This is a genomic window from Pseudomonas sp. Leaf127, from assembly GCF_001423155.1.
In the GTDB taxonomy this organism is placed as follows: domain Bacteria; phylum Pseudomonadota; class Gammaproteobacteria; order Pseudomonadales; family Pseudomonadaceae; genus Aquipseudomonas; species Aquipseudomonas ovata.
This window is the reverse complement of record NZ_LMOA01000001.1, coordinates 265,819-291,620: the sequence shown is the minus strand read 5'-3', so window position 1 is coordinate 291,620 and position 25,802 is coordinate 265,819. Positions and strand designations below refer to the sequence as shown.

General features: G+C 63.5%; 20 protein-coding genes. 8 read left to right on the top strand and 12 right to left on the bottom strand.

Going from position 1 to position 25,802, the window contains the following annotated elements; genetic code table 11:
* Window positions 1–2 precede the first annotated feature (2 nt).
* Complete coding sequence (gene dsbG, locus ASF84_RS01280) at window positions 3–773, top strand: thiol:disulfide interchange protein DsbG (protein ID WP_056834432.1); 771 nt, start codon at window positions 3–5, stop codon at window positions 771–773.
* A 747-nt stretch (window positions 774–1,520) separates the two neighbouring features.
* On the opposite strand, the gene ASF84_RS01275 is transcribed toward dsbG, so the two are convergent.
* From ASF84_RS01275 to ASF84_RS01240, 8 genes are all read right to left on the bottom strand, one after another.
* Entirely contained in the window at window positions 1,521–1,862 is a 342-nt protein-coding gene (locus tag ASF84_RS01275) for a cupin domain-containing protein (RefSeq protein ID WP_056835320.1), read from the bottom strand.
* A gap of 96 nt (window positions 1,863–1,958) precedes the next feature.
* On the bottom strand, window positions 1,959–2,753 hold the full coding sequence (locus ASF84_RS01270) for an AraC family transcriptional regulator (RefSeq protein ID WP_056834430.1): 795 nt from the start codon (window positions 2,751–2,753) through the stop codon (window positions 1,959–1,961).
* Window positions 2,750–3,358, bottom strand: a complete 609-nt coding sequence (locus tag ASF84_RS01265) for a DUF998 domain-containing protein (protein ID WP_056834428.1) — start codon at window positions 3,356–3,358, stop codon at window positions 2,750–2,752. The genes ASF84_RS01270 and ASF84_RS01265 overlap by 4 nt, the downstream gene beginning before the upstream one ends.
* Before the next feature lie 59 nt (window positions 3,359–3,417).
* A complete protein-coding gene (locus ASF84_RS01260) occupies window positions 3,418–5,559 on the bottom strand; it encodes a TonB-dependent siderophore receptor (RefSeq protein WP_156684122.1) in 2,142 nt (713 codons plus the stop codon).
* A gap of 171 nt (window positions 5,560–5,730) precedes the next feature.
* Window positions 5,731–6,756: an RNA 3'-terminal phosphate cyclase gene (gene rtcA / locus ASF84_RS01255; protein ID WP_056834427.1), complete on the bottom strand. Its 1,026-nt coding sequence runs from the start codon at window positions 6,754–6,756 to the stop codon at window positions 5,731–5,733.
* A 58-nt stretch (window positions 6,757–6,814) separates the two neighbouring features.
* Window positions 6,815–7,603 carry a nucleotidyltransferase domain-containing protein gene (locus ASF84_RS01250; RefSeq protein ID WP_056834425.1) on the bottom strand — a complete coding sequence of 263 codons (789 nt, stop codon included), beginning with the start codon at window positions 7,601–7,603 and terminating at the stop codon, window positions 6,815–6,817.
* 18 nt (window positions 7,604–7,621) lie between these two features.
* A complete protein-coding gene (locus tag ASF84_RS01245) occupies window positions 7,622–8,860 on the bottom strand; it encodes an RtcB family protein (RefSeq protein WP_056834423.1) in 1,239 nt (412 codons plus the stop codon).
* A 513-nt stretch (window positions 8,861–9,373) separates the two neighbouring features.
* A complete protein-coding gene (locus tag ASF84_RS01240) occupies window positions 9,374–10,924 on the bottom strand; it encodes a TROVE domain-containing protein (protein ID WP_056834422.1) in 1,551 nt (516 codons plus the stop codon).
* A gap of 203 nt (window positions 10,925–11,127) precedes the next feature.
* Here ASF84_RS01240 and rtcR point away from each other — a divergent pair, with 203 nt between their 5' ends.
* From rtcR to ASF84_RS01225, 3 genes are all read left to right on the top strand, one after another.
* Complete coding sequence (gene rtcR / locus ASF84_RS01235) at window positions 11,128–12,741, top strand: RNA repair transcriptional activator RtcR (protein WP_056834420.1); 1,614 nt, start codon at window positions 11,128–11,130, stop codon at window positions 12,739–12,741.
* Window positions 12,742–13,029: 288 nt separating this feature from the next.
* Window positions 13,030–13,773, top strand: a complete 744-nt coding sequence (locus ASF84_RS01230) for an AraC family transcriptional regulator (RefSeq protein ID WP_156684121.1) — start codon at window positions 13,030–13,032, stop codon at window positions 13,771–13,773.
* 56 nt (window positions 13,774–13,829) lie between these two features.
* A complete protein-coding gene (locus ASF84_RS01225; protein WP_056834416.1) occupies window positions 13,830–14,768 on the top strand; it encodes a DMT family transporter in 939 nt (312 codons plus the stop codon).
* Window positions 14,769–14,810: 42 nt separating this feature from the next.
* Here ASF84_RS01225 and yiaY read toward each other — a convergent pair whose 3' ends face one another.
* A complete protein-coding gene (gene yiaY, locus ASF84_RS01220) occupies window positions 14,811–15,959 on the bottom strand; it encodes an L-threonine dehydrogenase (protein ID WP_056834413.1) in 1,149 nt (382 codons plus the stop codon).
* 236 nt (window positions 15,960–16,195) lie between these two features.
* On the opposite strand from yiaY, the gene ASF84_RS01215 reads away from it, so the two are divergent.
* Window positions 16,196–17,086 (top strand): DMT family transporter, encoded by an 891-nt coding sequence (locus ASF84_RS01215; protein ID WP_056834411.1) that lies wholly within the window; start codon window positions 16,196–16,198, stop codon window positions 17,084–17,086.
* Here the strand turns inward: ASF84_RS01215 and ASF84_RS01210 are convergent.
* The 3 genes from ASF84_RS01210 to ASF84_RS01200 all read right to left on the bottom strand — a co-directional run bounded on the left by ASF84_RS01210 (window position 17,079) and on the right by ASF84_RS01200 (window position 19,749).
* The gene (locus tag ASF84_RS01210; protein WP_056834408.1) at window positions 17,079–18,293 is read right to left on the bottom strand and encodes a class I SAM-dependent methyltransferase; all 1,215 of its coding nucleotides are present in this window, start codon (window positions 18,291–18,293) and stop codon (window positions 17,079–17,081) included. The genes ASF84_RS01215 and ASF84_RS01210 overlap by 8 nt on opposite strands.
* 93 nt (window positions 18,294–18,386) lie before the next feature.
* A complete protein-coding gene (locus ASF84_RS01205; protein ID WP_056834407.1) occupies window positions 18,387–19,004 on the bottom strand; it encodes a TPM domain-containing protein in 618 nt (205 codons plus the stop codon).
* Between the two features lie 25 nt (window positions 19,005–19,029).
* On the bottom strand, window positions 19,030–19,749 hold the full coding sequence (locus tag ASF84_RS01200; RefSeq protein ID WP_056835316.1) for a TPM domain-containing protein: 720 nt from the start codon (window positions 19,747–19,749) through the stop codon (window positions 19,030–19,032).
* Between the two features lie 392 nt (window positions 19,750–20,141).
* On the opposite strand from ASF84_RS01200, the gene bglX reads away from it, so the two are divergent.
* The 3 genes from bglX to ASF84_RS01185 all read left to right on the top strand — a co-directional run bounded on the left by bglX (window position 20,142) and on the right by ASF84_RS01185 (window position 25,595).
* Entirely contained in the window at window positions 20,142–22,442 is a 2,301-nt protein-coding gene (bglX, locus tag ASF84_RS01195; RefSeq protein WP_056834405.1) for a beta-glucosidase BglX, read from the top strand.
* A 67-nt stretch (window positions 22,443–22,509) separates the two neighbouring features.
* Window positions 22,510–24,273, top strand: a complete 1,764-nt coding sequence (locus ASF84_RS01190; protein ID WP_056834402.1) for a sensor histidine kinase — start codon at window positions 22,510–22,512, stop codon at window positions 24,271–24,273.
* Window positions 24,270–25,595, top strand: coding sequence for a sigma-54-dependent transcriptional regulator (locus ASF84_RS01185; protein ID WP_056834401.1), 1,326 nt, complete (start codon window positions 24,270–24,272; stop codon window positions 25,593–25,595). The genes ASF84_RS01190 and ASF84_RS01185 overlap by 4 nt, the downstream gene beginning before the upstream one ends.
* The last annotated feature ends 207 nt before the right edge of the window (window positions 25,596–25,802 follow it).

Genomic DNA, 25,802 nt, shown 5'->3' with positions numbered 1-25,802 from the left:
CGATGAAATCCACCCAGCCATTGACCTGGCTGCTGGCCGGCCTGTTGCCGCTCGCCAGCCTGCACGCCAGCGAACACCCCGCCGCCCTTGCTGCGATAGAAGCCCGTGGCGCCACCGTGGTCGGCAGCTTCGACGCACCGGGCGGGCTCAAGGGCTATGCCGCCCGCTATCAAGGTCAGGGCGTGGCCCTGTACCTGACCCCGGACGGCGAGCATGTGCTGGCCGGCAGCCTGTTCGATGCCAAGGGCCAGGACCTGAGCCAGGCTCCGCTGGACCGGCTGGTGTACGAACCGCTTGCCCAGCAGATGTGGTCACGCTTGCAAGCCACCACCTGGATCGCCGACGGCGACCCCAAGGCGCCGCGCATCCTGTATGTGTTCAGCGACCCCAACTGCCCCTACTGCAACCTGTTCTGGAACCAGTCCCGGCCCTGGGTCGACGCAGGCAAAGTGCAATTGCGCCATGTCATGGTCGGCCTGATCCGCGCCGACAGCAGCGGCAAGTCCGCCGCCCTGCTCAGTGCCAGGGACCCAAAGGCGGCGCTGCACGCCCATGAGTCGGCCGGCAAGGCCAGCACCCTCAAGCCGCTGGCGACCATCCCGCAGAGCATCCAGAAACAACTGGCCGAACACACCGGGTTGATGAAGGAACTGGGCACCCAGGCCACTCCGGCGATCTTCTATCTGAACGACCAGGGCCGCCTGCAACAACAGCAAGGCGCCCCCCGGCCTGAGGCGCTGGCGCAATTGCTCGGGCCGCTGGCGGCGCGCTGAGGCCAGGCTGGCTCAGTTCCACAGATTAATGCCGATCAGTCAGGCGGAATTCGTCGAATGCCGAACAGGTGGAAGGGCGCTCTGCTCCGGGCGGCGATCCGACGATGAGCTCGGCAAAGCCCATACACCTGCTGCGYCTGTCACGCAGCCATCGCCAGCAGAGCTGCCTCCCACAGTCTGGTGCCAGACACGAAACTCAGGGTCACATCAATCCGGTGGGAGGCGGCTTGCTGCGGGCGGCGATCCGACGATGAGGCCAGCAAGGCCCATACACCTGCTGCGYCTGTCACGCAGCCATCGCCAGCAGAGCTGCCTCCCACAGTCTGGTGCCAGACACGAAACTCAGGGTCACATCAAACCTGTGGGAGGCGGCTTGCTGCGGGCGGCGATCCGACGATGAGGCCGGCAAAGCCCATACACCTGCTGCGTCTGTCACATAGCCATCGCCAGCAGAGCCCCCCACAGTCCGGTGTCAGGCCCGAGATCCTGGGCAACATCAATCCGGTGGGAGGCGGCTTGCCGGCGATGAGGCCAGCAAGGCCCATACACCTGCTGCGTCTGTCACGCAGCCATCGCCAGCAGAGCTGCCTTCCACAGGTCTTGTGCCTGGCACAAGATCCGGGGCGCTCATCAACCCTGTGGGAGGCGGCTCTGCCGGCGATGACGCCAGCAAGGCCCATGTACCTGCTGCGCCTGTCCCATAGCCATCGCCGGCAAGCCGCCTCCCACAGGTTTAAATGATCGGCATTAGATCCACAGATCGTTTATGGCCGTGCGCTCGCCGCCCTGCTCGCCGGTATTGAGCACGCCACGGGGCTCGATCAGCATCATCTGCACCTCGTGCCCGGCGTACGGCTTGTGTTCCACGCCCTTGGGCACCACATACAGTTCGCCGGGATTCAACAGCACGTGGCCGTCGCGAAAATCGATGCGCAACGTGCCGTCGAGCACCAGAAAGGCTTCGTCGGTTTCAGCATGGGCATGCCAGATGAAATCGCCCTGGATACGCACCACCTTGAACTGGTAGTCGTTCATTTCGGCGATGACCCGGGGCGACCACTGGTCGTTGAACAGCGACAGTTTGTGCATGAGGTTGATCGATTGGCTCACAGCGAAACTCCTGATGAATGAAGTATCGCCAGCCTAGCGGGCCCGCCGTGGCCGTTCTTGTACGATCGTGCAGCTTCAGCGTGCCTGCATGCGCAACCAGCGCGCCGGGGGCACGCCATGGCAGGCGATGAAGTGTCGGGTCATGTGGCTCTGATCGAAGAAACCTGCGGCCAGTGCTGCATCGACCAGGGCAAAGCCCGAGCGCAGCAGGCGACGGCACAGGTCCAGGCGGCGCAAGATCACGTAGCGATAAGGACTGGTGCCGTACAGCACCCGAAAATCGCGCGACAGGCTCCAGCGCTCGCGACCGCTGACCCGCTCCAGCTCATCAAGGGTCACCCCGGCGCCCTGCCGGCTGTCGATGTAGTCGCGGGCACGCTCGGCGGCGCGATAATCGAAGCACCGCCTTGCCCTGGGCTTGCCGGCCACGGCCTGCAGCGCCTGGGCCAGGTCAAACAGCGCGTCCTGCTCCTGCAACACTTCCAGCGGGCAGTCCATGGCCTGCATGAACACCTCGCAGGCCTGGTACAGACGTGTGTCCGCGCTCAATGCGCCCTTGATGAATGGCAACGGCCGCCCACCGAGCACCTGCTGGATCAGCACCGGCTCGACGTAAACCATGCGGTAATGAAAGCCCGCTTCGGTGCCAGCCATGCCATCGTGCAGCTCATCGGGGTGCAGCACCAGCGTGCCGCCCGGCAGGCTGTGGCGCAGCACCTTCTGGTACTGAAAGCTCTGCACGCCGGCCAGGGTGCGGCCGATGGCGTAAGTGTCGTGCCGGTGCGGCGTGTAGCCGTGGCCACTGAAATACGCCTCGATACGCTCGATGCGCGAGGGTGACTCGCCGTGCAGGACCCAATCTGTGTTCATGCCCGCAAGGATAGCTGCGCCAGGGTCGCCACCCAAAGCACTGAAACACCATAGTTGAGCCGCTGGTACAGGCCGAAGCCCTGCCCGGCTTCCAGTGCCTGCCCCATCAGCGCCACCGTGACCAGCGCCAGCACCGTGCACAGCGCCGACCAGACGGTAAAGCCGGTCGATCCCAGCAAGCGCTTGCCCAGCCAGACCCACAGAGCGCTCGCCAGGGTCAGCGACAGGAACATCACCAGCCCGGCCAGGTTATGCAGGTTCTGGGAGGCTGACGGCTGCGCCGGGGCGCAACCGGCATCGCAGGCAAAGTAGCCGGTGGCGAAACTGGCCAGGCCATGCACACCGATCAGGGCGGCGCTCAACAACGCCAGGCGCGAGGTGCGAAAGTGCAGGCTGACGCCACAAGCAAACAGGATGAACAGGATGCCGAGCGGCACGTTATTGACCCAGGCCGAATAACCGTGGGTGGGCGCACCAACGGCGCCAAGCTGGCTCATCGCCTGGTCGACATGGCTGTAGCCCGGATAACCCAGTGCGGTCAGCCACACGCCGAAAAACAGCCACACCGGGATCACCCGGCCCATGTTCAGAAATCCCTTCTGCATTGTCGCGTCCTTGTCAGTGGGCAGGCGCAGCCTTGTCTGTGCCTGCAAGTGTACTGAGTTTATTTGAATTTATAGTTGGCGCTGAACATCAGCATCCGTGGATCCCCGGGGAAGCAGGCCGAGGTGCTGGCGCAGCTGGCGATGTAGTCCTTGTTGGTCAGGTTGCTGCCGTTGACCGCAAAGCGCCACGGGCCGGTCTTGTAGTCGACCATCATGTCGTAGAGCGTGTAGTCGGGCGAGTCGAAGGTGTTGGCCTGATCGCCCGCCTGTTCGCCGATATAGCGCACTCCGGCGCCCAGACCCAGGCCCGGCAGCAGGCTGGACAGGTCATAGCGCAGCCAGGCATTGGCCATGTGCTCGGGCACCTGGATCGGCCGGTTGCCCTGGAAGCCGTCATTGCTCTTGGTGACTTCGGCGTCGATGTAGCTGTAGGTGGCCACCAGGTCGAGTTGCTCGGTCAGCCGGCCATGCAGTTCGATTTCCGCGCCCTGGTGACGCTGCTCGCCGACCTGCACGCTGAAGCCGCTGTTGCTCGGGTCGGTGGTGGTGACGTTCTGGCGCTTGAGGTCGTACAGCGCAAAGGTCACGTCCAGCGCCTTGCCGGGCGACTCGTACTTCAGGCCGATTTCGGTCTGCTCGCCGGTTTCCGGCTCGAAGGCCTTGCCGCTGATGTCGCTGCCGGTGACCGGCACGAACGACTCGCTGTAGCTGATGTACGGCGACCAGCCGTTGTCGAAGGCGTACAGCAGGCCGACGCGGCCGGTGGTGGCGTTCTCGTTGGTGGTCGTGCGCGTACTGCCACGATGCGACTTGAGTTCGGAGTCGTCGTGGCGCAGGCCCAGCAACAGGTTCCAGCCATCACCGAACGTGATCTGGTCTTGCAGGTACAGGCCGCGCTGCAGCATGTCTTCAGTGCCGCTGGTAGTGGCCTGGAAGGTCTTGGGCCCCGGCACCACGCTGTAGGACGGGTTGTACAGGTCGATGGCTGCCAGGGTCGAAGTGTGGCGGGTGTCGTCGGTGTGGAAGTCGAACCAGTCCAGGCCCACCAGCACATCGTGGCCGAAGGGGCCGGTGTCGAACTGCACGTTCAACTGGTTATCCATGGTGAACACTTCGCCCTGCACGTCACGCCATTGCACCTGGCGGTTGTAGCTGCGCTTGTTGGCGGCCAGCGAGGTCGGGCTGGAGAAGGCACCGTCCAGGTCGTATTCGTTGTAGCGCAGCTTCTGGCGGAAAGTGACGTTGGGCGCGAAGCGGTGCTCCAGCTCGTAGCCCAGCATCTGCTGCTCGGTGGTGTAGCGGTCGATACCCGGCACGCCGACAAAACGGTCGCGGGCAATGCTGCCGTTGGGGTTGTTCAACACCGTGCCTTCGGCCGGCAGGCCACGAATGGGCACATAGTGGCTTTTCTGATAGCTGGCCAGCAGGGTCAGGCTCGTGTCGTCACTGATGTCCCAGGTCAATGACGGCGCCAGATACGTGCGGTCGCGGTCGACGTAATCGACGATGTCATCGCTTTCGGAATACAGCGCCACCAGCCGGTAACGCAGGCTGCCGTCGGCATTGAGGCGGTCGGACAGGTCGGCGGTGTACTTGCGCTGGCCATAGTTGCCCAGGCCCAGGCCGACCTCGGCCAAGGGCTCATCGGTGGGCCGCTTGCTGACCTGGTTGATGACCCCGCCCGGGGCGATCTGGCCATAGAGGATCGACGCCGGCCCCTTGAGCACTTCAATGCGCTCGAAGGCAAACGGATCGCTCTGGATCCACATGTCCGAGTCCATGCGCATGCCATCGACGAACTTGTAGGCGCTCTGCACGAAACCGCGCACGATGAAGTCATCCAGCCCGCGCCGGCCGCGCTGGCCGGCATTGACACCGGCGGTATAGCGCAGGCTTTCGGCCAGCGACTGGACGTTCTGGTCACGCAGTTGTTCGCTGCCGATCACGGTGATCGATTGCGGGGTTTCATTGATGGCGGTGTTGGTCTTGGTCGCACTCTGCGCCCGCTCGGCCTTGTAGCCGGTGAACGGCGCCGTGACCGGGGTCTGCTCGCGGCTGGATTCGACATTGATGTCCGGCAATTGCACGGCGCTGCCGGCAGGCGTGCCGGTGGTGTCGGCCAGCACGGCCGGGCTGGTGACCAGCAGGCCCAGGGCCGTGCCCCGGACAGCGATGAAGAAAGGGCGGGAAAGAGGCCGCATGACGATTCCTTGATGAGCAGAGACAGGACGGGTGTGGCTGGACGTGCCCGTACCAGAAGCGGTCCCTGTGCATCTCAGGACTGTCGGCAGCGTCAAGGCGCGGCGACATTAGATAGGATTGAATGTCATTTGTGAATATTTTTTATTCACAATGCGTCGTCACGCCGCGCCTCAACAGGCCTCAATCTCGACCTTGCACAGGTTTTCACCTTGCTGCTGGCAATCGATCAACACCGGCAAGAAGCGTTCGATCACGCTGATGTTGCTGCGCAGGTGCTCACTGACGTGCGTGGTGGTAAAGCTGCCGGCGCCGGCCAGGGCCATGGGCAACAACAGCTGGTCGGCCAGGTGCTCGGCCACCGCCGCCTCGCTGCCCAGCCACGGCCGGGCGGCATCGATCAGGTAATCGGCCACTTTCTCGGCGCGCAGCCCGGACTGGCCGAAGGCGAAAAACAGCTCGCTCAGGTGTTCGCAGACCACTTCAAGCATCAGCACGTTGCCGGGGCCGTGCTCAGGGTCGAGGACCTGCCAGTGCAACGCTTCAGGTGCCAGGTTCAAGCGTTTGGCGAGACGGCTCAACTCACGCTCGGCCACATGCCCCGGCACACCGGCGATGACTGCCGTGGCACGCCGGCTCAACAGCGCACCGCGCTCGCACAGGTGCAAGGGTTGCAAGGTCGAGGGCTGGACAAAGGCCAGCAGCTCGCCACCGCCGGCCGGCACGAAGCCATGGCGCAGCAGTTGCAATTCAACCCGAGCACCCATGCGCTGTATCAGCGGCAAGAACCCGCGCTGCAGGAAATCGGCCGGCGGTGCCAGCGGGTTGTGCGTGCCGCCGCTGATGTGCACGCGACTCGCTTGCGGGGCATGCAGCAAGGCCGGCAGCAGGGTCTGCAACACCAGGCTGCAACTGCCGGCGGTACCGATGCTGAAGCGGTAGTCGCCGCCGCGAATGGCGCCAGGCTCGAAATACAGCTGCTGCGAATGCATCTGCGCGCCCTCGACCGTGGCGCCGCACACTTCGGCGGCGGCCAGTACGGCAGTCAGGTGCTGGCGCAACAGGCCGGGCCGGACGCGCCGGGCGCGGATGTTGTCGATGCGCAGCGGCTGGCCGGTGATCATCGACAGGCTCAAGGCACTGCGCAGCACCTGCCCGCCACCGATGCTGCCGTCCAGTTCAATAACGTCCTTTTTCATGGTGTTCCTTGGAATCGAATAGGTTTGCCGATAAGTGCATCAGTCCGGTGTCAGCCGTTCAGGCATACCGCGCCACGGTGTCGCGCAGGTACATGTCCAGCAGCCCGCTGTCCTGGCGTGTGCGTGGCAGCGCCGGGACCTCGCGTTGCAACTCGGCGTTGATGAACGCATGCAGTCGCGGGCGACGCGGGCCGTAGCTGGCTTCGTCGGCATTGCGCTTGAGCGCCAGCAGCTCGTCGATTTCCGCCAGCAACAGCGGGTCATCCAGCGTGCCCAGCAAGGCCTCGAAGGTCATCGGCGGACGGCCCCGGTCCTGGTCGATCCAGCGCACCGCCAGCAAGGGACGCAGCACATAGAAGTACTTCTTGAACCGCACCGTGTCGCCTTGCAGGTAACCGCGAAAATTCTTGCGCGCCATCGACAGGTAATGGTTGCGCGCTGCCGGCGGGCTGTAGAACGTCTCGGCCAGGGCACGCAGCCCGGCCGTGGCGGCCGCTTCCTGGCGGTACACCAAGGGCGAATCCAGCCACTCCAGTAGCGTCGGGTTGGACTTGCGCAGCAACCCCAGGGTCTTGCGCAGCTCCCAGCCGCTGACATCCAGTTCGTCGTCCAGCGGTCGCTCGATCACGTCACGCGGCGTGTCGACCTGCACGAACCAGTCGGGTTTCTCGACATAGACAAAACGCACGTCGTAGTCGCTGTCGGTCGAGGCAAAACCCCAGGCGCGGCTGCCCGACTCGCAGGCATACAGCACCGTGACGTTGTGCTCGCGCTCTATGCGTTGCAACGCCTGCAGCACCCGCTCGCGCATGGCGCTGCTCAGTGGATGAACCTCTGTGCGGTCCATGGTCCTTCTCCTGTTTGTTCAGCCTTTCACGCATACCACCTGACGCAGGGTGTGCAGCACTTCCACCAGTTCGCGCTGGGCATGCATGACCTGATCGATGTCCTTGTAGGCCATCGGGATTTCGTCGATCACATCGGCGTCCTTGCGGCACTCCACATGGGCGGTGGCGCGAATCTGGTCCTCGACGGTGAACTGCTTCTTGGCCTGGGTACGGCTCATGGTCCGCCCGGCACCGTGGCTGCACGAACTGAACGCCTCTTCGTTGCCCAGCCCGCGCACGATAAAGCTCTTGGCGCCCATGGAACCGGGAATGATGCCCAACTCGCCCTTCTTGGCCGACACCGCACCCTTGCGGGTGATCAGCACGTCTTCACCAAAATGCCGCTCTTTCTGCACATAGTTGTGGTGGCAGTTCACTGCCTCCAGCGCGACCTCGAACGGCTTGGTGATGACCTGGCGGGTGGCCTTGATCACCGCCTGCATCATCAGCTCACGGTTCTGCCGGGCAAAATCCTGGGCCCAGCCGACCGCTTCGACATAGTCATCGAAGTGCTCGCTGCCTTCTTCGAAGTACGCCAGGTCCCGGTCCGGCAGATTCGCGATGTGCTGACGCATATCGTCCTGGGCCATATGAATGAACAGGTTGCCGATGGCATTGCCGACCCCGCGCGAACCGCTGTGCAGCATGAACCAGACCCGGTTGGCTTCGTCCAGGCAGACCTCGACGAAGTGGTTGCCGCCACCCAGGGTACCCAGGTGCTGGCGGTTGTTGGTCTTGCTCAGCTTCGGGTACTTGTCAGTGATGGCCTTGAAACGTGGCGCCAGCGCGCCCCAGGCGTTATCGGCCTGCTGCGGGACGTCCTGCCATGAGCCTTTGTCGCGGCCACCACGGGTCACGGTACGGCCATGCGGCACGGCCTTTTCGATAGCGCTGCGCAGCCCGGCCAGGTTGTCCGGCAGGTCACTGGCGGTCAGCGAGGTACGGGCGGCAATCATGCCGCAACCGATATCGACCCCGACCGCAGCCGGGATGATGGCGCCCACCGTGGGAATCACGCTGCCGATGGTCGACCCCTTGCCCAGGTGCACATCGGGCATCACGGCCAGATGCTTGAAGATGAACGGCATCTTCGCGGTGTTCATCAACTGCGTGCGGGCTTCGTTTTCGACCGGCACGCCTTCGGTCCACAGCTTGATGGGCTTGCCGTTGGCCACTTCCAGCAACTGCCAGGTGCTCTTGGTTTCCTGCTCTTTCATGATCATTCCTTCTGGCCGATCGTGCGGCCTGTGTTCCGGGCCCTTGGGCGACAAATCGAGGTGAAACATTTGCTGCGCTCTACCGACTGAGCTACAGCCTTACGGCTGGCGGGACTTGAACCCGCGACCCCAGCATCCTGTAGTTCCACCGGCATTCGCCGGGCAAATTCAAAAAGGTGGTGCGACAACAGAGGTGGCTGATTAAGTACATTAGATGTACAGCCACCGGCATTCGCACCGTTCACTGGCGCTGACAAGGGGCTGACGAGACGTCTTGGAATGTAGTCCCGTCGGCATTCAGCGCCGGTGAAAACATCGCTCGCAAAGCGAACTCAAACAGGGTGGTGCGACAACAGAGATGACTGATAAGCACATTTTGATGTACAGCCATCGGCATTCGCACCGTTCACTGGCGCTGACAAGGGTCTGACGAGACGTCTTGGATGTAGTCCCGTCGGCATTCAGCGCCGGTGAAAAACACTTTTCGCAGGGCACCCAATGGATGCCCGTCATTCAAAACTCCATGGCCTCGATGGCCTGTACCCACTGCCGGGCGCCGTAGCGACCGCTGATGAACTGCTCAATCACATCGAACACCGCATCACTGAAGCCCCCGACGTTGAGGATGTCCTCGCGGTCTGCCGCCTGGGTGGTCGCGCCAGGCTGCATATCGATGCACACCAGCCGTGCCTGCGGGTTAATCTTCTTGATGCGCTCCCATTGCCGCATTGTCTCGGTGGCGCCGTGGCGCCGTGCATCGATCCACGACTCGTTGTCCGAGACCAGGATCAGGGTGTCGACCTTGCAGCCGGCATTGGCCAGCCGCGCCAGCGGTGCCGAGCAGTTGGTGCCGCCACCGCCGATGGCGGCCAGTTTCTGCGCATTGCTCATCACGCTGTCGCGGGCATTGAGCTGCACGTCCACCACATCGACCTCGAACGGCATCACCCGGGCATTGGGCTGCTTGCGCAACACCGCCGCCGCCACCAGGGCCGCCACATCGATGCAGCGCACCGCCGTGCTCGCCCCCTGCCGGTAACCGGTGACCGGGGTGTGCATCGACCCCGACACATCCGGACAGACCACCACGTTGCCCGGCAATACCGGCACGTTGCCCAGGGACAATTCCAGTGCATCCTGCAAGGCATTGCGCACGCTGGCCGGAACATCGTCGCCGGTCATGCGGTACGCCGCCAGCAACTGGTACGGGTACACCCGTGCCTTGGCCACTGCCGCCGGATCCGCCAGGCGGGCCGCCACACGCTCGGCACAACCGGGCACCTCAAACGCGCCGTGACGCGCCAGGGTGTTGAGGTTCATGCGCAGGGCCTGCCAGCCCATCGTGCCGGCCAGGTGCGCCCATTGCTCGGCACTCAGGGTTTCGTTGCCCAGCAACTGGAAGGGTACGCCGGGTACTTCTGTAGAGGCACCGCTGCGAAACGCCAACAGCGCGCGGGTCAGTTCAGGCAAGGCCTGGACATCCACCGGCTTGCCGATCACCCAGGCGAAAAACGCTTCGCGCCAGGTTTCAGCAGGCTTGGGATGCACCATCTTCAGCACATCGGCCAGCGATGGCTGGTTGCCCACCGAGGCCTGTAACAATTGGTACTCGGTGGCGTTGTTCAACCACTGTTGCACCAGGCGCTTGGGCTGCGAACCGAGCGATTTGCGCCCGGTCACGCCGCTGCGCAGAATCTGCACGAAGGTGCGCAACATCTTGCCGCTGTCGATGACCTCACCGAACAGGGCTGGCACCAGGGCCGAGCGCTGCGCCACCAGGGCAGCCAGCAACAAGGCGGGCATGTCTTTCATATGGCCTTTGCGACGGGCATACAGAGCGGCCTTGGCCACGTAGCGGCTGTCCAGCTCGCCCACCCGTTGCAGCACGCTGTCGAGCTGCGCTTCGGGAGCGGCGTAGAACGTCTGGTTCAGGCAGCCGGTCACGCTCAGTTGTGCCAGCTGGTGCCGGGCACTGTAGGCATAGGCCGGGGCCTTGGCCGCATTGTGCGTATCGCTGGCTGGCAAGGTTGCCGGGTGACTGTTGAACAGTTTGACGTTGGCCATCGTGGCATCTCACTCTGTTGTCCTGTTGTTACGAGAGATATTGCAGCCGACGTGCCAGGTTTGTTTTTCAATGCCAATAAATTTTCAACTCATTGATTAATAAGGAATTAATCTTTTATCAATTCTCGCCTATGGTTTTTGCGTGGCAATTCAATCGCTGAAAATCTATCCTTCTTTATCGCCACTTATCCCAGAGTATCAATATGTCCACCAAGCATACCGTTGCCATCGGTTTTCTCGGCGCCACCCTTGACCGGGTCGGCAAGGGCGCGGCACGCTGGAGCCACTGGCGGCCAAGCATTGGCCTGTGCCAGCAGCCGGATGTACTGATTCACCGTCTGGAGCTGATCCACGGTATCGACGCCCGCGACGTCAGCCTGGCCCAGCGGGTGGTCGAGGACATCCGTCAGGTGTCGCCGGAAACCGAGGTCCGCCTGCATCCGATGGACCTGAAAAACCCCTGGGACTTCCAGGAGGTGTATGGCGCGCTGCACGACTTTGCCAGCGCCTACCCGTTCGATGTGGAACACGAGGATTACCTGGTGCACATCACCACCGGCACCCACGTCGCGCAGATCTGCTGGTTCCTGCTGACCGAGGCGCGCTACCTGCCGGCGCGGCTGATCCAGACCTCGCCGGCCCGGCGCCTGGACCCGGAAGCGCTCGCCACCGGCACCCACAGCATCATCGACCTGGACCTGTCGCGCTATGATCATATTGCTTCGCGCTTTGCCGACAAGCGCCTGCAAGGCCTGGCGTTTCTGAAGGCCGGCATTGCCACGCGCAACCCGGCCTTCAATCGCTCCATCGAACAGATCGAACGGGTCGCCCTGCGCTCCACCGCGCCGATGCTGCTGATCGGCCCGACCGGGGCCGGCAAGTCGTTCCTGGCCCGGCGCATCTACGAACTCAAGCGCAGCCGGCACCAGGTGCCAGGCCGCTTTGTCGAGGTCAACTGCGCCACCCTGCGCGGCGACGGTGCCATGTCGGCCCTGTTCGGCCATCTCAAGGGCGCCTTTACCGGCGCGCAGAACGCCCGCGACGGCCTGTTGCGGGCGGCCGATGGCGGCATGCTGTTTCTCGACGAGATCGGTGAGCTGGGGGCCGACGAACAGGCCATGCTGCTCAAGGCCATCGAAGAAAAGCGCTTCTTCCCCATGGGCTCGGACAAGGAAGTGGCCAGCGATTTCCTGATCATCGCCGGCACCCACCGCGACCTGCGCGAGCGGGTGCTGCAGGGGCAGTTTCGCGAAGACCTGTATGCGCGCATCAACCTGTGGACCTTCAGCCTGCCGGGGCTCAATGGCCGGCGTGAAGACATCGAGCCCAATATCGACTTCGAACTGGAACGTTACGCCCGTGAGCAAGGCCGGCTGGTGCGCTTCAACCTGGAGGCCCGCCGGCGTTACCTGGATTTTGCCTGCGCCGGTGAAGCCGCCTGGCTGGGCAACTTCCGTGAACTGTCGGCCTCGATCACACGCATGGCCACCCTGGCCGACAGCGGACGCATCGATGAAAGCCAGGTCGAAGAAGAAATCCAGCGCCTGCGCTTTGCCTGGGGGCTCGAGCAGGAACAGCAACAGGACACCCTGCAACCCCTGCTCGAAGACGGCCTGGAGCTGGACCTGTTCGATCGCCTGCAACTGAAGGCTGTGATTGAGGTGTGCCGTCAGGCCGACAGCCTGTCCGCTGCCGGGCGCACGCTATTCGGCGTGTCACGCCTGGGCAAGGCCAACCCCAACGATGCCGACCGGCTGCGCAAATACCTGGCACGGTTCGGGCTGGAGTGGAAGACGATTCGGGACCAGACCCGATAGCCAAGGCGGCACACTGTCGCGCAGCAAACACAGGGTGTAGGAGCGCGCTTGCCCGCGACCGAGTGCGTTAGCGCTCGCAAAAATTGTACAGACGCTAAAAATTTACGACTGCTAATGCAGCCGGTCGCGGGCAAGCGCGCTCCTACAGGCGGTGCATTTAATATTTAATTAAATCAATAAGTTATTTTATTTTTGAAGGAGGATGGCACACCCCACGCAAGGGCCACCCTACGGCAGTCGATGGCTGTGATAGATTCATGGCCTCGGCCCCTTGCACCGGAATCTCCCGTGGCCCCAACGCTCGACATCCGCCGCTATCACGGCGAGCATCCCCACCATCAGCACGATTTCACCCAACTGGTGCTGCCTATCAGTGGACGCATGGAAATCGACGTGGAAGGTCATGGCGCACGCCTGGACGCTGGCACCGCTGCGCTGGTCGTACCAGGCGCCCGGCATGCGCAGGTGGCCGAGGCCGGCAGCCGCTTTCTGGTGCTCGACTGCCCGCCAGGCGATTGGCAGGAACAGGTGCTGGACAGCCTGGCGCAGCGCATTTATATCCCCATTTCGCCGGCCACACGACGCTTGATCGAGTTCGCCGAACTGGTCGACGCTCGAACGCTTGGCAACAGTGCCGGGCAACTGGCGCCCTTGCTGCTGTCGTCCCTGGCCTGCAGTCCGCTGTCGGCGCCCAGCGGCATCCAGGCATTGTTGGCGCAATTGCAGGCCAACCCCGCCGCGGCGTGGACCAATGACGCCATGGCCCGTCTGGCCGGCATGAGCCTGAGCCAGCTGCACCTGCGCTTTCGAGCGCTGTTTGATCAAACCCCGCAAGCCTGGCTGGCCGATGTACGCCTGCATAAAGCCCGACAATGGCTGACCGACAGCCGTCTGCCGATTGCCGAAATCGCCCTTCGCTGCGGCTTTTCCGACCAGGCCGCGCTGACCCGCGCCATGCACCGCCTGTGTGGCGTCACACCGGCAGCCTATCGCAAGAGCCTGGGTAAAAAACCCGGGACGTTCAGACAATAAAACCTGATCGCCACCTTTCAGACTGGCCGCTTTGAATCTGCACGGCGGTGGTGGTGATGGTGGCTGATCGGGTACTGCTCAGGGGCATCGGTTTTGGCGTGGGTGCAGGGATGTGCTGGGGCGTGATTTTTCTCGGGCCGAAACTGACGCCCGGTCTGTCGGGCGCTCAGTTCGCCGTGCTGCGCTTTCTCTGTTACGGGCTGATTTCGGTCTTGCTGCTGGCCCCGCGCTGGCGCCGCGCCTGTGCCAGCCTGCGCCGTGAGGACTGGGTGTCGCTGTTCTGGCTCAGCCTGATCGGCAACCTGCTGTATTACTCGCTGGTCGGCAGTGGTGTACAACTGGCTGGCGTCGCCACCATCTCGTTGATTGTCGGCCTAATCCCGGTACTGATGACGCTGGCCGGGCGCAAGGATGCCAATGCCGTTTCGCTGCCCAGGCTGGCGCCTTCATTGTGCTGCGCCATCGCCGGCGTCCTGCTGATCAGCCTGCACGCCCTGTCCATCGGCGGCCACGCTGAAAACACAGCCGATATCGGCTGGGGCCTGCTGTGTGCCGTCGGCGCACTGTTGAGCTGGAGCTGGTTTGCGGTCAGCAATACCCGGTGCCTGAGCACCATGACCGGCGTGTCGGCCAATGACTGGGCATTGCTGGCCGGGGTCATGACCGGTGCCCAGTCACTGGTGCTCGCGGTGCCGTTGCTGGGACCGGCATTCAGTGCACACACCCCGCACACCTGGCTGCACTTCATGCTGGTGGCCGGTGGCGTGGCCCTGCTGGCTTCGGTGCTCGGCGGCGCCTTGTGGAACCAGGCCAGTCGCCTGCTGCCGCTGGCGCTCAGCGGCCAGGTGCTGGTCATCGAAACCCTGGCGGCCTTGCTACTGGGCTTTCTCTGGGAAGGCCGCTGGCCGCAACCGGTGGAATATGCCGCCATTGTGTTGCTGGTAATGGGCGTAGTGGGCTGTTTGCGCTCGCATCAAACATTAATGAATCACTGATTACCGGGTGTTGAATTCGGTGCAGGGGGCCGTGTTTGCGGGTTACAGCGCCGCCTGGAAAATACTTTCGATCTGTTGCTGATCGGCCGGGCGCGGGTTGGTCAGGCCGCAGGCGTCTTTCAGGGCGTTGGCGGCCAGGGTCGGGATGTCGCTTTGCTTGACCCCCAACTGGGTCAGCCCGGCCGGAATCTCGACGCTGGCCGCCAGTTGGCTGATGGCATCGATGGCGGCCTGGGCGCCGGCCTCGGGGCTCATGCCACGAATATTGGCACCCATGGCGTGGGCCACATCGGTCAGCCGCGCGGCGCTGACACTGGCATTGAAGCGCTGGACATGGGGCAGCAGCACCGCATTGCATACACCGTGCGGCAAGTCGTAGAAACCGCCCAGTTGGTGCGCCATGGCATGCACATAGCCGAGCGAGGCGTTGTTGAACGCCATGCCGGCCAGAAACTGCGCATAGGCCATGTTTTCCCGGGCCTGCAAGTCGTCGCCCTGCTCGACGGCCCGCTGCAGGTTGCCGGCGATCAAACCAATGGCCTTGAGTGCGCAGGCGTCGGTGATCGGTGTGGCGGCAGTGGACACGTACGCTTCGACGGCATGGGTCAAGGCATCCATGCCGGTCGCAGCGGTCAGCGAACGCGGCATGCCGGCCATCATTTGCGGGTCGTTGACCGACAGGATCGGGGTGACGTTGCGGTCGATGATCGCCATTTTCACGTGCCGTGCCGTGTCGGTGATGATGCAGAAGCGGGTCATCTCACTGGCGGTGCCGGCCGTGGTGTTGATAGCCACCAGTGGCAGTTGCGGCTGCTGCGAGCGGTCGACGCCTTCGTAGTCGCTGATGTGGCCGCCGTTGCTGGCGCACAGGGCAATGCCCTTGGCGCAGTCATGGGGCGAGCCGCCGCCCAGCGAAATCACGAAATCACACTGGTGCGCCTGCAGCAGCTCAAGCCCCTGCTCGACGTTGGCGATGGTCGGGTTGGGCCGGGCACCGTCATAGATCACCGAGTCGATGCCCTGCTCGACCAGCAACCCGGCCACTTGCGTGGCCACGCCGGCCTTGGCCAGGCCGGCGTCGGTGACGATCAGCGCCTTGAGAAAGCCGTATTTGCGAATGGCCTGCATGGCCTCTTGCAGGCAACCGCTGCCGATCATGTTCACGGCGGGAATGAAAAAGGTGCTGCTCATGGCGGATCCTCTTGATACGCCGTCCGGGCCGGCGCGGGGCATGGGTGTGTAGACAGGGGCCCAGCATCGGCGCAGCACAGGGCAGCGGTATTGACCTGGCGCAATGAAAACGCGCCTGCATGGCCTTGACCCGACCAACTGTACGGCTCAATCACTGCCCAGCTGTGAAGGAAAAACCCGGCGGTCTATGGCTAGATGCCGGCTTTGCCCTCCACTGCACAACGCTGGCGTCACTTATGTCCTCTCGTGAAAATACCGGCATGGCCCTGGGCCTGCTGGGCGTGATCATCTTCAGCCTGACCCTGCCGATGACACGCATCGTGGTCCAGGAAATCCACCCCCTGCTCAACGGCATGGGCCGCGCCCTGCTGGCGGCGATTCCCGCCGCGCTGCTGCTGCTCTGGCGCCGGGAGAAATGGCCGACCCGCCAGCAACTCAAGGGCCTGGCGCTGGTGGTGCTGGGGGTGATCGTCGGTTTTCCGGTGCTGTCGGCCTGGGCCATGCAAAGCCTGCCGGCCTCGCACGGCGCGCTGGTCAACGGTATCCAGCCGCTGTTCGTGGCCATTTATGCCGCCTGGCTCTCGCACGAGCGCCCTTCGCGGGCCTTCTGGGCCTGCGCAGCGCTGGGCAGCGCGCTGGTGCTCGGGTATGCGCTGATCAATGGCGCCGGCAGCATTCAGGTCGGCGACCTGTGGATGCTCGGCGCGATTGCCGTCGGCGCCCTGGGCTACGCCGAAGGCGGACGACTGGCCAGGGAAATGGGCGGCTGGCAGGTGATCTGCTGGGCGCTGGTGTTGGCGTTTCCGCTGCTGTTGGGGCCGGTGCTCTGGCTGGCCAGCCAGCATCAGGGACCGGTCTCGGCATCGGCCTGGTGGGCGTTTGGCTATGTGACGCTGTTTTCGCAGTTTTTGGGCTTTTTTGCCTGGTACTCGGGCCTGGCGATGGGTGGGATCTCGCGGGTCAGCCAGATCCAGCTGCTGCAGATTTTCTTCACCATCGCCTTGTCGGCACTGCTGTTTGGCGAGCAGGTCGAACCGATCACCTGGCTCTTTGCGGTTGCCGTGATCGGCACAGTGGTCCTGGGGCGCAAGACCACGGTCGTAGCCCCCAAGCCCGTCGTCAGCTGAGAAAACCGTCGGCGCGCAGCAGGGTTTCCAGGCACTGCTCGGTGATGGCGTAGAACGCCTTGAGCTCGGCGATGCGCGCCAGCAGGCGGGCCGGGTCGACCGGTTCTGCGCGCTTGACTGCCAGGATCATCTTGTTCTTGTTGGTGTGCTCCAGCGAGATGAACTCGAACACCTTGGTCTCGTAGCCGCAGGCTTCGAGCAACAGGGCGCGCAGGCTGTCGGTGACCATTTCGGCTTGCTGGCCCATGTGCAGGCCGTATTGCAGCATTGGTTGCAACAGGCCCGGGCTCTGGATCTGCTGGCGGATCTGTTTATGGCAGCACGGCGAGCACATGATGATGGCCGCGCCCGAGCGGATGCCGGTGTGGATCGCGTAATCGGTGGCAATGTCGCAGGCATGCAGGGCGATCATCACGTCCAGTTCGCTGGGCGCCACGCTGCGCACGTCGCCACAGCGAAACACCAGGCCGGGGTGCTCCAGGCGCGCGGCAGCAGTGTTGCACAGGGTCACCATGTCTTCACGCAGCTCCACACCCGTGACTTCACCCTCGGCCTGCAAGGTGTTGCGCAGGTAGTCGTGAATGGCAAAAGTCAGGTAGCCCTTGCCCGAGCCGAAGTCGGCCACGCGCACGGGCTTGTCCAGGCTCAGTGGTGAGGTGGCCAGGGCATGGGAAAACACCTCGATGAACTTGTTGATCTGCTTCCACTTGCGCGACATGGCCGGGATCAGCTCGTGCTGGCGGTTGGTCACGCCCAGATCGGTGAGAAACGGCCGGGTCAGTTCCAGGTAGCGCTTTTTCTCGCGGTCATGCCCGGCAGGCGGCGCTTCGCGCGACTGTTGCGCGGCATGACGTGCCAGGCTGGGCTTGCCCTTCTTGCTGAACTCCAGCTGCGCCTCGTCGCTGAGGGTCAGCAGATGGGCATTGCGAAAGGCACCGGGCAGCAAGTCGCCGATCAACGCCTGCGCCTCGACCAGCGCGTGGTTCTTGGTGATGTCGCGGGTCTTGTAGCGGTAGACGAACGACAGGCAGGCCTGCTCCTTGATCGTCACCGGGGTGATGATGATGCGCTGCAGGTCGGCCTCGGTGCCCACATGACGGGCCAGGACCAGCTTGACCAGGGCATTTTGCGTCAGGCAGTCGTCCAGCAGGCCGAGAAACCGGTCACGCGGGTCGGTGGCAGAAGAAGGTGTGGAAGTGGCAGACATCGAAAACGCCTCGGGCGGCTGGGCAGATCAGGAAGCGGGGCATTTTAGCGCCAGCGCTGCCAGAAGTCCGCTTTGTGTGTCTGCCGCCGTCGACTAACCCAGCACCACCAACCGGTTTGGCAGTTCATTGCGCGTGCGGGTCACCGGCACATGGTCGGCCAGTAGCTCGCCACAGGCATGAATGCAGCCCAGGAAGCCTTGCAGGTTTTGACCGTTGCGCAGTTGCTGGGTAAACACATCGACCATCGCCTTGAAGGTCTCGTCGTGCAGGCGGCTGGAAATGCCCTGGTCGACCAGGATCTCGACATAACGCTCGGCCTCGCTGACAAACAGCAGGATGCCGGTGCTGCCGGGCGTAGCATGCAGGTTCTGTTCGAGAAACTGTCGACGGGCCAGGTTACCGGCGCGCCAGCGACGCACCGAAGAAGGCACCAACTGGCTGGTGACCCGGGTGATGCGGCACAGCAGTGCGACCAGTACGAAGGTGGTCAGTTGCGCCAGCAGCAACTGGTTGGCCGTGAGCGCCTCGGTGGTGTAACTGACGATGCCTGGCAGCAGCAGGCCCATGACCCCAGCCCAGACCAGCGGCACGTAGGCGTAATCGTCCGACCTTGCGGTCAGGACCGTGACCAGTTCGGCATCGGTGCGGCGTTCGACACGGCTGATCGCTTCGGCGACCAGTTGCTGTTCATCCTGACTCAGTAAAGCCATGCATGCCTCATGTTCAATTCCTGTTTTACCAGTTGCCGGAAGCGCCGCCACCGCCAAAGCCCTTGCCACTGCCACGAATGACGCGGCTGCCCGAGGGGTCGAGCTTGCCCCGGCCGCCGTCGGCCTTGCTGCGCAGGCGTCGGCCCAGGTTGGTCATCGCCAGCACGGCCATGAACAGCGCCACGCAGGCCAGCACCAGCAGCAGCACGGACCACAGCACGCTGCCCGACTGCCCCACGTAGGTGCTGTCCGGGGACGGGTCAGGGTCATCCGGCACATGCCCGCCCAGCGCTGCGATCATGGCCTGGGCGCCACGCTCGATGCCGGTGGCGAAATTGCCTTCGCGAAACTCCGGGGTGACCAGCATGTTGATGATCATCGATGACTGGGCCTCGTTGAGGCGGCCCTGCAAGCCGGTACCGACCTCGATACGCACCTTGCGGTTGTCCCGCGAGACGATCAGCAGGGCGCCATTGCCCTTGCTGCCCATGCCCCAGGCCTTGCCCAGGCGCGTGCCGTAATCCTCGATGGTCGTGCCCTGCAGGTCGACCAGCGTGACCACCACGACCCGCTCGCCGGTCGCCTGTTCATGCTCGCCGAGCATGGTCGACAGGCGCGCCGTGGTCGGGTTGTCGAGCATCTGGGCGGCATCGACCACGCTGCCCGTCATGGGCGGGAACAATAAAGCAGGCTCGTCGGCCCGGGCCATCTGGGTGGCGCTGCACAGCACCAGCACAGACAGCATCATCATGTTTAGAACAGCCTTCAAAGCTTCACCTGCCCGGCCTTGCCAATCCGTAACCCGCAGAGGGTAACCCATTGACGCCCTGGCGCTCTATGCCGCAGGCCTGGGGCATGACTGCAACCCTGTGCATGCATTCTGGAGTGTCTCCTGTCGTACGTTTCGAGTCGCCGGAAAAATCGCTGCCTTAGCCAAATCGCAAGTTCCCCGGCATAATCCGGCGCCAATGCCGGAGTATCGGTCAAAACTGGCTGCATCAGCGCCCTATGATGCAACAAAACGTCCAGCGACGACCTCTGTGCTCTGGCTTAACAATACCGCCAAAGGTTCAAACCCTAAAATCTGGCAGCCGGTATTTGACGCAGGTTACTGGCATAAGCCTTGAGAAATCATTCATGAACAAGTTGTGCTTAACAGGTTTGCTGGCCGTCCTGGCCAGCCATTCGACGCTGGCCGCCACCCCGACCGGGGCTGCGCAGCAAACGCCTCTGCAAGCCAAGAATGCCTTCATCGCCGGCCTGATGAAACAGATGACGCTCGATGAAAAGATCGGCCAACTGCGCCTGATCAGCATCAGCAGTGAAGTGCCGCAGCCCATGATTCTCAAGGAAATTGCCGCCGGTCGGATTGGCAGCACCTTCAACTCCATTACACGGGCAGAAAACCGTCCTCTGCAAGAGGCCGCTGTCGCCAAAAGCCGTCTGAAGATTCCGATGTTCTTCGCCTATGACGTGGTGCATGGTCATCGGACGATTTTCCCGATCAGCCTGGGCATGGCGGCGAGCTGGGACCTTGAGGCCATCGCCCTGAGCGGTCGCATCTCGGCCAAAGAGGCCGCCGCCGATGGTATCGACATGACCTTCGCGCCGATGGTCGACATCTCGCGTGACCCACGCTGGGGTCGCAGCTCCGAGGGCTTTGGCGAGGACACCTACCTGGTGTCGCGCATTTCCGAAACCATGGTCAAGGCTTTCCAGGGCAACAGCCCGGCCGAGCAGGCCAGCATCATGGCTGCCGTCAAGCACTTCGCCCTGTATGGCGCGGTCGAGGGCGGTCGCGACTACAACACCGTCGACATGAGCCCGACGCGCATGCACCAGGACTACCTGCCGCCTTACCGGGCTGGCCTGGATGCGGGGGCCGGTGCGGTCATGGTCGCGCTCAACTCGATCAATGGCGTCCCGGCGACCTCCAACACCTGGCTGATGCAGGACCTGCTGCGCAAGGACTGGGGCTTCAAGGGCGTGACCATCAGCGACCACGGCGCCATTGGCGAACTGATCCAGCACGGCGTGGCCAAGGACAACCGCGAGGCGGCCAAGCTGTCGATCAAGGCCGGCATCGACCTGAGCATGAACGATGCCGCCTACGGCAAATACCTGCCCGAGCTGGTCAAGTCCGGTGAGGTGTCGGTCAAGGAAATCGATAACGCCGTACGTGAAGTGCTGGGCGCCAAGTACGACATGGGGCTGTTTGCCGACCCGTACAAGCGCATCGGCGTGGCCGGTGACGATCCGGCCGACACGTATTCCGAAGATCGCCTGCACCGTGCCGAAGCCCGCGAGGTGGCACGCAAGACCCTGGTGCTGCTGAAAAACGACAACAACGCCCTGCCGCTGAACAAGCAAGGCACCATCGCCGTGATCGGCGGCCTGGCGCAGAGCCAGCTGGACATGCTCGGCAGCTGGTCGGCCGCCGGACGCCCCAACCAGTCGGTCACTGTCTATGACGGACTGGCAAAGGCCGTTGGAGACAAGGCCAAACTGGTTTATGCGCGCGGTGCCAACGTCAGCGACAAGGAAAACGTACTCAACTACCTGAACTTCATCGAGAAGGAAGTGGATGTCGACCCGCGTCCGGCCCAGGAAATGATCGACGAGGCGGTCCAGGTCGCCCAGCAGGCCGACGTGGTCGTGGCGGTGGTCGGTGAGTCGCGTGGCATGTCCCACGAGTCGGCCAGCCGCAGCACTCTGTACATTCCCGGCCGGCAGCGCGACCTGATCAAGGCCCTCAAGGCCACCGGCAAGCCGCTGGTGCTGGTGCTGATGAATGGCCGGCCGCTGGCGCTGGGCGAGGAGCTGGAGCAGGCCGACGCCGTACTGGAAACCTGGTTTGCCGGCACCGAAGGCGGCAACGCGATTGCCGATGTGCTGTTCGGCGACTACAACCCGTCGGGCAAGCTGCCCATGACCTTCCCACGCTCGGTTGGCCAGTTGCCCAGCTACTATGCGCACCTGAACACCGGTCGTCCCTATACACCGGGCAAGCCTGGCAACTACACCTCGCAATACTTCGAGGAAACCAACGGCCCGCTGTTTCCGTTCGGCTATGGCCTGAGCTACACGAACTTCGATGTCTCGGACATCACCCTGTCTGCCGATACGCTGCCACGCCAGGGCACGCTGACCGCCAGCGTCACGGTCAAGAACACCGGCAAGGTCGCCGGCGCCACCGTGGTGCAGTTGTACCTGCGCGACGTGGCCGCCTCGATCAGCCGCCCGGTCAAGGAGCTCAAGGGCTTCCAGAACGTCATGCTTGAGCCTGGCCAGGAACAGGTCGTGACCTTCACCCTGAGCGAGAACGACCTGAAGTTCTACAACCAGGCACTCAAGTACGCGGCCGAAGCCGGCGAGTTCAAGGTGATGATCGGCCTGGACTCGGCGAACGTGAAGGAAACCCGTTTCAACCTGCTTTAAGGTTGTTGGCGGCACCGGGCAGGCACACGCCTGCCCGGGCAACCGTTTGAAAACTGCAGGCTCCCCGATGACGCTTACCCAACGCACGCTGCGCCTGTTCGTCTATGTGCTGGTCATTGTAACCGGCGCGGCGATTTGTGCCGCGCTGGCCATGCGTCAGACCCAGCAGCATGTGCTCAGTGAAGAAGCCAGGCGCGCCAGCGACCGGCTGGCCTTGTATGCCAACACCCTGCATACGCTGATCGAGCGTTACCGCGCCCTGCCGGCGGTACTGGCGCTGGACACCGAGATCCGCAATGCAGTGCGTGCGCCTCTGGGCGAACAGGCGCAGGCGTCGCTCAATCGCAAGCTCGAAAGCATCAACGGGGCAGCGCACTCCTCCTCGCTGGAGCTGATGGATCGGCATGGGGTGGCGGTGGGCGCCAGCAACTGGCGCAACCCCAAGAGCTATGTCGGCAATAACTACGGTTTTCGCCCCTATTTCCTGCAGGCCCGCGCCAAAGGGACGGGGCGTTTCTATGCCGTGGGGGTGACCACCGGCATTCCCGGTTACTTCTTGTCCAATGCCGTGCTCGATGACGATGGCGAGTTCATGGGCGCCATGGTGGTCAAGCTGGAATTCCCCACCCTTGAGCGCGAATGGGCCCAGGACGACGACCTGCTGATGGCCAGCGATGCCAAGGGCATTGTGTTTCTGGCCAACCGCACTGACTGGCGTTACCGCGAGCTGCAATCGATTTCCGTCGAAGACCGCGCCGACCTGCTGAGCACCCGCCAATATGACAAGAAACCCCTGTCGCCCTTGCGCAGCCGGGTGTTGCAACGCTTTGGTCCCGGCAGCCACTTGAGTCGCGTGGAAGCCCCCGAAGGCAGCGCCGAGTATCTCTGGCAATCGCAAGCGATGCCCGATGAGAGCTGGACCCTGCACCTGCTGCGCAAGCCGGTGTCGGTCAATGAAGACATTCGCAATGCAGGCCTTGCCGCCGCCAGTCTCTGGCTGATGCTGGTGTTTCTCGGGCTGTTCCTGTCGCAGCGCTGGCGCATGGCGCGCTTGCGCGAACGCAGCCGCAACGAGCTGGAACGCCTGGTCGAGGAACGCACCCGTGACCTGCGCACCGCTCAGGAAGGCCTGGTGCAATCGACCAAGCTGGCGGCGCTGGGGCAGATGTCGGCGGCCCTGGCCCATGAGATCAATCAGCCACTGACCGCGCAGCGTATGCAACTGGCAACCCTGCGCCTGCTGCTCGATCAGGGCCGTATCGAAGATGCCTGCCAGGCGCTGGCCTTGCTCGACCAGCAACTGACCCGCATGGCCGCCTTGACCGGTCACCTCAAGACCTTTGCCCGCAAGAGTCCCGACGGGCTGCGCGAGCGCCTGGACCTGGCCAATGTGGTCGACCAGGCCCTGCTGCTGCTTGACACCCGCCTGCGCGAGGAACAGGTCGAATGCGTGTTGCACCTGGCGCGGCCGGCCTGGGTGCGCGGCGACGCCATCCGCCTGGAACAGGTGCTGATCAACCTGTTGCGCAACGCCCTGGATGCCCTGCGCGGTCAGCCGCACAAGCGCCTGGAAGTGCGTATCGAAGCCCGGGATGATCAGTGGCAACTGAGCGTGATCGACAGCGGCACCGGCATTGCAGCCGAGCACCTGCCCTGCCTGTTCGATCCGTTCTTTACCACAAAGCCGGTGGGTGACGGGCTGGGCCTGGGGCTGGCGGTGTCGTATGCGATCATCCACAGCCTGGGCGGGCAATTGACGGCCCGCAATGGCGATGACGGCGCGGTGTTCAGTTTCAGCCTGGCCAATGATTTCCTGGAGTCCGAACCATGACCCTCAATTCGGTCATCGTGGTCGATGACGAAACCGCCATTCGCCAGGCCATCGAGCCCTGGCTGACCCTGGCAGGCTTCGAGGTGCAGTTGCACAGCCGTGCCGAAGAGTGCCTGGCGCAGTTGCCCGAGCACTTTCCCGGCGTGATCATCAGCGACGTGCGCATGCCCGGCATGGGCGGCCTGGCGCTGCTGGCCCGCTTGCAGGCCCAGGACAAGGACCTGCCGGTGATTCTGCTGACCGGCCACGGTGACGTGCCGATGGCCGTGGAAGCGATGCGCGAAGGCGCCTATGACTTTCTGGAAAAACCCTTCAGTCCGCAGGCGCTGCTCGACACCCTGCGCCGCGCTCTGGAAAAGCGCCAGTTGATCCTGGAAAACCGTCGCCTGCATGAACAGGCCGACGCGCGCAGCCGGCTTGAAGCCGCGCTGCTGGGGGTATCGCCTAGCCTGCAGACCTTGCGCCGCCAGGTGCTGGAACTGGCCGGCCTGCCGGTGAACGTGTTGATTCGTGGTGAAACCGGCAGCGGCAAGGAACTGGTTGCGCGCTGCCTGCATGACTTCGGCTCGCGCGCCGACAAGCCGTTTGTGGCCTTGAACTGCGCCGCGATTCCCGAGCAGTTGTTCGAAGCCGAGCTGTTCGGGCATGAAAACGGCGCGTTTACCGGTGCCCAGGGCAAGCGCATCGGCCGGCTGGAGTTCGCCAACGGCGGCACGGTGTTTCTCGACGAAATCGAAAGCATGCCCCTCGCCCAGCAAGCCAAACTGCTGCGCGTGTTGCAGGATCGACAGCTGCAGCGCCTGGGCTCGAACCATAGCATCAGTGTCGATGTGCGCATCATTGCCGCCACCAAGCCCGACCTGCTCGACGAAGCCCGCGCCGGGCGTTTCCGCGAAGACCTGGCCTACCGGCTGAATGTGGCCGAACTGCGCCTGCCGGCCTTGCGTGAACGCCGTGAGGACATCGCCCTGCTCTACCAGCATTTCATCCAGGCGGCGGCCGCACGCCTGGGCCGATCGGCACCGATCCCGGACGGCGCCCGGCTGGGCCGGCTGCTCAGTCATGACTGGCCTGGCAATGTCCGCGAGCTGGCCAATGCCGCCGAGCGCGAAGTCCTGGGCCTGAACCAGACGCCAAGCGAACCTTCCGGACAATCGCTGGTCGATCAACAGGAAGCATTTGAAGCTCAATGCCTGCGCGCCGCGCTAACCCGGCACAGAGGCGACATCAAGGCGGTGCTCAACGAGTTGCAGCTGCCGCGTCGAACCTTGAACGAGAAAATGCAACGCCACGGACTGGTACGCGAACACTTCCTGACCTGAGCGATGTGCCTGAACCCCCGGCGCTCGCCAGGACCAAAGCACAATGACATCATCTGGCCGCGAAATTTGCGCTTCATGGAACCAGACCTGGAGCTGAACCTACCGTGACCATTTCCCCGAAACAGCCTGTCAGCCGTGCAGAAGCGGCCCGCTTCGTACGCGAGCATGACTGGTCGAGCAGCACCCTGGGCGTGCGTGAGCACTGGC